The sequence below is a fragment of the Weissella minor genome (genome assembly GCF_001437425.1).
GTDB classification, from domain to species: Bacteria; Bacillota; Bacilli; order Lactobacillales; family Lactobacillaceae; genus Weissella; species Weissella minor.
In genome coordinates this window covers 124104-130449 of sequence record NZ_JQCD01000018.1, presented here as the reverse complement: position 1 = coordinate 130449, position 6346 = coordinate 124104, and the positions used below count along the sequence as shown (strand labels likewise).

Genomic DNA, 6346 nt, shown 5'->3' with positions numbered 1-6346 from the left:
TGGTGACCCTACACATTTGTTTATATCGAAACGATATTCAGTTTTCAATGATCTACGTGTTAGTCAGGCAAGCGCCTGACGCAACTTTTATATTATATCAGCTACCAAGAGATAGGTCAACAACTTAATTAAATAAATTGTTTAGCTGTTAATCAACAACTGGATATCTCTCGTAACAACTCGTAAAATATTACAGATATTTTTGATAAATGTCAACACTTTTCGTTGATTTTTTTCAAAAAAAGCTAATCCAGTTTAATAACGCCTGACATATCAACGTTTCTAACTAAATCACGAGCATGTCGTGCATTCACAAACTCCATCCCCACGGCAGCCAAACGTTCAAAATTAATCAATGAAACATCAACAACTTCAAAGGTATACAATGACGTTGAGTCAATTGAATCAGAACGACCTTCACTATGCCAAACTGCCAATTCACCTAGTCGTAAGTTATTTAAGTTTAATCCAAGTTGTTCTTTCATCCCCTCTAAAAGAGAACCTAACGCGGTGTCATTCTCATGCTTATGCATCCGCACGGTATAGAACTTACTAATAGGCACGTCATCTTTAACCATAAAGTATGACTGATCATCACGGGTAAAAATAATTGTTCCGGCTACTAAAGTCATAATATTACTCCTATTCCAATCTATCTTAGACGTTGCGTTGCTTCACTTAAAGAAGCTGAAATTTGTTTGGTAATTGTTTCAAAGCCAATGTTCACATGCTGATTTGTCCAATAATGGTGATATCTTGGTTCATATGGATGCTTTTCTGTGAAATCAATCTCTTTAATGTCTTGGCGATCCTGAAGACTTCTTTGTGATAATGAAATCTTTTGATCGTATTCATCAATATCCAATACCATAACAGAAATCACTTGACCAACTTTCAATTCATCATGCACCTTTTTAATGTACGCTGAACGACATTCGGAGATATGAATTAATCCTTGTGTCGTATCGTCTAATTGCACAAAAGCACCATATGGTTGAATGCCTGTAACTTTCCCCTCAATAACATCCCCAATACAATATTGCATATGCCTATTTCCTTTCTTGATTCTTATCTTACTTATGTATCAGAGGCAAGCCTCTGTTATTTGCAATTATGCAGTGACTGTTGCTTTGATAATTTCAATTGGTTCTTTGGGCTTATCTGCATAATCTACCTTAGCCTTCGCAATTTCATCGACCACATCCATACCCTCGATAACTTGACCGAATACCGTGTGTTTACCATCAAGCCACGGTGTCCCACCATTGTTTGCATAGTATTCAATTGCTTCTGCGCTCATATCGTTCTTTAAAGCACGCAACATTTTACCTGGTACTCGTGTTGCTTGAACAATGAAGAATTGTGAACCATTTGTATTTGGTCCAGCATTTGCCATTGATAAAGCACCACGGAAATTGAAAAGATCATCTGAAAATTCATCTTCGAATTTCTTACCATAGATTGATGATCCACCCATACCAGTTCCACTAGGGTCACCACCTTGGAGCATAAAATCAGAAATGACACGGTGAAAAATCGTACCATCGTAGTAATGTTCTTCAATTAACCCAATAAAGTTTTCGACAGTCTTAGGCGCTTGATTTGGGAAGAGACGAATCTTAATTAGCCCCTTAGTTGTTTCTAGTTGCGCAACTGGCCCAGTCGTTTCATTCGCTTGTGCTTGTAATAAAGTCATTGATAAATGACCTCCGTTAAATTAATTTTATTTAAATCGTTAAGATAAATTATAGCATAGATTGATTTACGATATTCATCGTCCTAAAAAGAAACAAACATGCTAAACTAAAGAATTGTATATACTTTTTAAAACTAACTATTATTGGAGATAAAATTTTATCATGTCGACAGTTATTGATTTATTTTTACATCTAGACAAGCATCTTGATGCGATGGTCACGACGCTTGGTCCTTGGTCTTATGTACTACTATTTGCCGTAATATTCATTGAGACGGGTTCAGTCATCTTTCCTTTCTTACCCGGTGATTCACTATTATTTGCAGCAGGTGCTGTTGCGGCCTTACCTCACAATGCATTAAATCCAATTGCTTTAATCATTTTATTTTGGATTGCTGCCATTACTGGGGATACTTTAAACTACTTCATTGGGAAAAAGATTGGGTTACCCCTTGTACATCATCCTGTGTTTGGCCGCCTTATTTCTGATAAGAATTTAGAAGATGCCAATAATTTCTTTGAAAAACACGGTGCAATGGCAATTATTTTCGCCCGTTTCTTACCCATCATTCGTACCCTATCTCCTTTCACCGCATCACTTTCAGGTTATCCTTATAAGCGTTTCATTACACTTGATATGATTGCTGCCACTTTGTGGGTCTTTATTGGGGTCCTAGCTGGTTACTTCTTTGGTGGTATTCCATTTATCCAACAACACTTTTCACTTGTTATTTTTGGAATCTTATTCGTTACCGCATTACCTGCAATTATTGCTGGTATTCGATCATACTTTACAAACAAAAAAACAGAAAATTAAAAAAAGCCAGCCTCAAATAGGGCTGGCTTTTTTAGCGCATGCATTTTATAAAGTACAAAAAACACGCCTAGGCGTGTTTTTTTAGTCGTCTAATTTGGCTGGTGTTGGATCAATCACAACATTTCCAGCTTCAATTTCTTCAAATGCTTTTCCAATTGGCTTAACTGAATCAAAATCAGGTAGCGTAGGTAATGCACCTTGTTCTAATTCGTGGGCACGCTTAGCACCTAAGGCAATCAACTTATAACGTGAATCAACACGTTCTAATAACTTATCAACTGATGGATATAAAATCATGACTCTTCCAACTCCTCAATCATTGCAATATATTCGGGCAATACACGATTAACCCGTAAACGTTCAACTTTAATAATGTCTTTAATTCTTTGGACAGCCAAAGAAACTTCATCGTTAACAACCGCATAATCATAATTGGCCATCATTTGAATTTCTTTAGTTGCAGCATGTACGCGTCGATCAATCACATCTAATTGTTCTGTTCCACGCATAATCAGGCGTTCTTTCAATGCCCGTAAATCAGGTGGCGTCAAGAAAATATATGCACCTTCTGGCATCTTTTCCTTCACTTGTAAAGCACCTTGAACCTCAATCTCAAGCAAAACATCTCGACCAGACGCCAAAGTGTCATCAATAAATGATTTTGGTGTCCCGTAATAATTACCGACATATTCGGCATATTCTAACATTTCGCCATCTGCAATTTTTTGTTCAAATGCTTCACGAGTAACAAAAAAATAATCTTCGCCATTAACTTCGCCATCACGCGGCTGGCGCGTTGTCATTGAGATAGAATACTGAAAGTCAATATCTGGTTCTTCAAACAGTGCCTTTCGAACAGTTCCTTTTCCAACACCTGACGGCCCAGATAATACGATTAAAACGCCACGTTTCATGCTGAGTTACTCCTCTTTTTTTACTTAAGTATCAGTTTATTGTACTCGTTTTTGAGATAAGTTACAAGTTACTAAATCTGCGCCCGTCGAATTGATTCTCGCTCAATTAAATCACGTGCATTCTCTTTAGCAGCTTCTGTTAGCTGTTCACCTGATAACATCCGCGCAATCTCATTAATACGTTCATCAGAATCTAGTTGACGGACCGTTGTTTCAGTACGCCCTGCGTTAATATTCTTCTCAATGAAATCATGATGATCTGCTACGGCAGCGACTTGTGGTAAATGCGTAATCGTCAGTACTTGCGAATGACGTCCAATGTCTGAAATTTTTTCAGCAATTGCTTGCGCAACACGACCAGAAACACCGGTGTCAACTTCATCAAAAATAATTGATGTAACCCCCTGCTCACGAGAGAAAATCATTTTCATCGCTAGCATCATTCGAGATAATTCTCCACCAGAGGCAATCTTCACCAATGGCTTTGAACTTTCACCCGGATTGGTTTGAATATAAAACTCAATAATGTCAAAGCCTTGCGCTGTCAATTCACGTGATTTTGAAAAATGAACTGAAAATTCAGCCTTCTCCATGTACAAATCCTTTAGCTGTTCGTGAATCTTTTGGGCTAGCTTACTAGCTGCTGTCTTACGAATTTGATGCATGCTTGTTGCAAGTTGTTCTGCATCTGCCAAGGCCTGTTGCGTCTGTAACTCTAAGTCTTCAGTTGATTGTTGCGGTCCGCCCATTTCAGCTAATTGAGTTTCAACCTTCTGTTGATGCTCTAAAACATCATCAATGGTTGCCCCATATTTTTGTTCTAAACTACGAATCAAGTTTAAACGTTCATCGACATAGGCTAAACGTTCTGCATCAAATTCCAAACTGTCATGTACCGACTCAATTTCTGAAGACATATCTTGCAAATTATAGTAAATTTCACGTATATTTTCTGCTAGCTTTTTATAACGTGAACCAAATTCTTCGATATTTTCCAAAGCATTCACAGCCGAACTAACTGTTGTAAGTGCATTAGTCTCCCACTCACCATCTAACAATTCGTGTGATTTCGAGAGATTTTCCAGCACATCTTGATAGTTAGAAAGTTCTTGGTATTCTTCTTCCAAACGCTCTTCTTCACCACTTTGCAAATCAGCTTCACTTAATTCAGCATTTTGAAAAGTTAACATGTCTAGACGTTGGGCCCAAGCCTGTTCATTTTCTTTTCTCTCCAATAGTGTTTGCTGTAACTGACGATATTCAGAAAAAGCTTGTTGATATTTCTCTTTTACAGGTGCCAACTCATTTGTCGCATATTCATCTAACAAATGGAGATGTTGTTCTACCTGCATTAAAGCTTGGTGTTCATTCTGACCATGAATATCAACTAAATGATTACCAATTTCTTTTAAGGCTGTCGCATTAACTAATGTGCCATTCGCACGAATAACATTGCGTCCATTTCGATGTAATTCCCGATGAATCAGCAATTGATGTTCATCCAATTCAACGCCATATTTACGCAATGTATCCCTTAACGCATCATCATGCATGTCAACGTCAATTAAGCCTTGCAAAACGGCTTTGTCAGCCCCTTCTCGAATATAATCTTGTGACCCACGTCCACCAGTTAATAAACCAACGGCGTCAATAATAATCGATTTCCCTGCACCGGTTTCACCCGTTAATACCGTCATCCCCGGTTCAAAGCTCAAACTCAATTTAGGAATTATGGCAAAATTTTGAATCGATATTTCTTGTAACATCAGATGCTCCTTTCTACAGTTGCTGATTAACGTGCTTTTTCAATAAAGTCGACCCCGTTAACACCTTGTTTAAGAATAACCAGCACCGTATCATCATCACTAATTGCGCCAAAAACTTCAGGAAAATCAATCAATTCAATCGCGCTTTTTAATGCTGGACCTGATCCAGGTGTCACTTTAATATAGACTAAATTATCTTGCGTCGTATAAATGGTATCATCCTCATTTAAAATGACTTTCAATTGATTTAATGAGTTATTATCATCAAAAAGCGCATATTTAAATCCACCGGTTGCTTGTGGCACCTTAATTAATTGTAGTTCAGCAATATCACGAGAAACCGTCGCCTGCGTGACCTGCCAACCGCGTTCATTTAAGGCAGCTACTAAATCTTCTTGACGCTGAATATCTTGATCAGCAATCACTTGTTTAATCGCCACCTGCCTTTTTTCCTTACTTTGACGCATCACGTTCTTCCTCACGTCGCGCATTTAATTGTTCATGTGCACTTGCAACAACCGCTTCACGAGCTGATTCATCCATCGTACTTTCACCACCATCCAAAACAAGATCGGCTAAAAATTCAATATTTCCAGCACCACCTTTAATTGGTGAAAAGTCTAGTCCAATTAAACTAAACCCATTTTCTGCAGCATATGTGGCAACTTGGTCAATCACAGCTAAATGCGTTTGTGCATCTTTGACAATGCCGTGCTTACCAACTGCTTGACGTCCAGCCTCAAATTGAGGCTTAATCAATGTCGCAACATGACCATTTGGCGTTAGAATTTCAGACAACGGTGGCAGAATCAAATTTAACGAAATAAATGAGACATCAATGGTTGCCACTTCTGGACGTCCCGCTGTAAAGTCATCTAGTTTTGCATATCTAAAATTCGTATTTTCCATCACGACAACGCGTTCATCTGATCGCAATTTCCATACTAATTGATTCGTTCCGACATCTAGCGCATAAACTTTTTGCGCACCATTTTGTAAGGAAACATCAGTAAAGCCACCAGTTGAAGACCCAATATCTAACACAATCTTATTTTGAAAGTCCAAATCAAACACATTAATTGCTTTTTCTAACTTAAAACCACCGCGTGATACGTATGGCATTGGTGCCCCTTTCAGATGCAAATCGACTGTC

General features: G+C 38.2%; 9 protein-coding genes. 1 reads left to right on the top strand and 8 read right to left on the bottom strand.

The window, feature by feature from the left end:
- Positions 1–245: 245 nt before the first annotated feature.
- From IV67_RS02365 to IV67_RS02355, 3 genes are all read right to left on the bottom strand, one after another.
- Positions 246–632, bottom strand: a complete 387-nt coding sequence (locus tag IV67_RS02365) for a hypothetical protein (protein ID WP_057786747.1) — start codon at positions 630–632, stop codon at positions 246–248.
- A gap of 20 nt (positions 633–652) precedes the next feature.
- A complete protein-coding gene (locus tag IV67_RS02360; RefSeq protein ID WP_057786745.1) occupies positions 653–1045 on the bottom strand; it encodes a CvfD/Ygs/GSP13 family RNA-binding post-transcriptional regulator in 393 nt (130 codons plus the stop codon).
- A 66-nt stretch (positions 1046–1111) separates the two neighbouring features.
- Positions 1112–1696 carry a peptidylprolyl isomerase gene (locus IV67_RS02355; protein ID WP_057786743.1) on the bottom strand — a complete coding sequence of 195 codons (585 nt, stop codon included), beginning with the start codon at positions 1694–1696 and terminating at the stop codon, positions 1112–1114.
- A gap of 163 nt (positions 1697–1859) precedes the next feature.
- Between IV67_RS02355 and IV67_RS02350 the strand changes: the two genes are divergently transcribed.
- Positions 1860–2513, top strand: coding sequence for a VTT domain-containing protein (locus IV67_RS02350; protein WP_057786741.1), 654 nt, complete (start codon positions 1860–1862; stop codon positions 2511–2513).
- A gap of 81 nt (positions 2514–2594) precedes the next feature.
- On the opposite strand, the gene rpoZ is transcribed toward IV67_RS02350, so the two are convergent.
- The 5 genes from rpoZ to IV67_RS02325 all read right to left on the bottom strand — a co-directional run.
- The gene (gene rpoZ, locus IV67_RS02345; protein WP_057786740.1) at positions 2595–2810 is read right to left on the bottom strand and encodes a DNA-directed RNA polymerase subunit omega; all 216 of its coding nucleotides are present in this window, start codon (positions 2808–2810) and stop codon (positions 2595–2597) included.
- Complete coding sequence (gene gmk, locus IV67_RS02340) at positions 2807–3427, bottom strand: guanylate kinase (RefSeq protein WP_057786739.1); 621 nt, start codon at positions 3425–3427, stop codon at positions 2807–2809. Before gmk ends, rpoZ begins: the two co-directional genes overlap by 4 nt.
- Before the next feature lie 71 nt (positions 3428–3498).
- The gene (gene recN, locus IV67_RS02335) at positions 3499–5193 is read right to left on the bottom strand and encodes a DNA repair protein RecN (protein ID WP_057786738.1); all 1695 of its coding nucleotides are present in this window, start codon (positions 5191–5193) and stop codon (positions 3499–3501) included.
- 26 nt (positions 5194–5219) lie between these two features.
- Positions 5220–5660, bottom strand: coding sequence for an arginine repressor (locus tag IV67_RS02330; protein WP_057786737.1), 441 nt, complete (start codon positions 5658–5660; stop codon positions 5220–5222).
- Positions 5647–6346: TlyA family RNA methyltransferase (locus tag IV67_RS02325; protein ID WP_236698235.1), on the bottom strand; the 700-nt coding region annotated here is incomplete at its 5' end. The genes IV67_RS02325 and IV67_RS02330, both read right to left, overlap by 14 nt.

Bases quoted from the DNA above. Each gene is read 5' to 3' on its own strand.
- IV67_RS02355 (WP_057786743.1), bottom strand. From the start codon at position 1,696: ATGACTTTATTACAAGCACAAGCGAATGAAACGACTGGGCCAGTTGCG.
- rpoZ (WP_057786740.1), bottom strand. From the start codon at position 2,810: ATGATTTTATATCCATCAGTTGATAAGTTATTAGAACGTGTTGATTCA.
- recN (WP_057786738.1), bottom strand. From the start codon at position 5,193: ATGTTACAAGAAATATCGATTCAAAATTTTGCCATAATTCCTAAATTG.
- IV67_RS02350 (WP_057786741.1), top strand. From the start codon at position 1,860: ATGTCGACAGTTATTGATTTATTTTTACATCTAGACAAGCATCTTGAT.
- IV67_RS02365 (WP_057786747.1), bottom strand. From the start codon at position 632: ATGACTTTAGTAGCCGGAACAATTATTTTTACCCGTGATGATCAGTCA.
- gmk (WP_057786739.1), bottom strand. From the start codon at position 3,427: ATGAAACGTGGCGTTTTAATCGTATTATCTGGGCCGTCAGGTGTTGGA.
- IV67_RS02360 (WP_057786745.1), bottom strand. From the start codon at position 1,045: ATGCAATATTGTATTGGGGATGTTATTGAGGGGAAAGTTACAGGCATT.
- IV67_RS02330 (WP_057786737.1), bottom strand. From the start codon at position 5,660: ATGCGTCAAAGTAAGGAAAAAAGGCAGGTGGCGATTAAACAAGTGATT.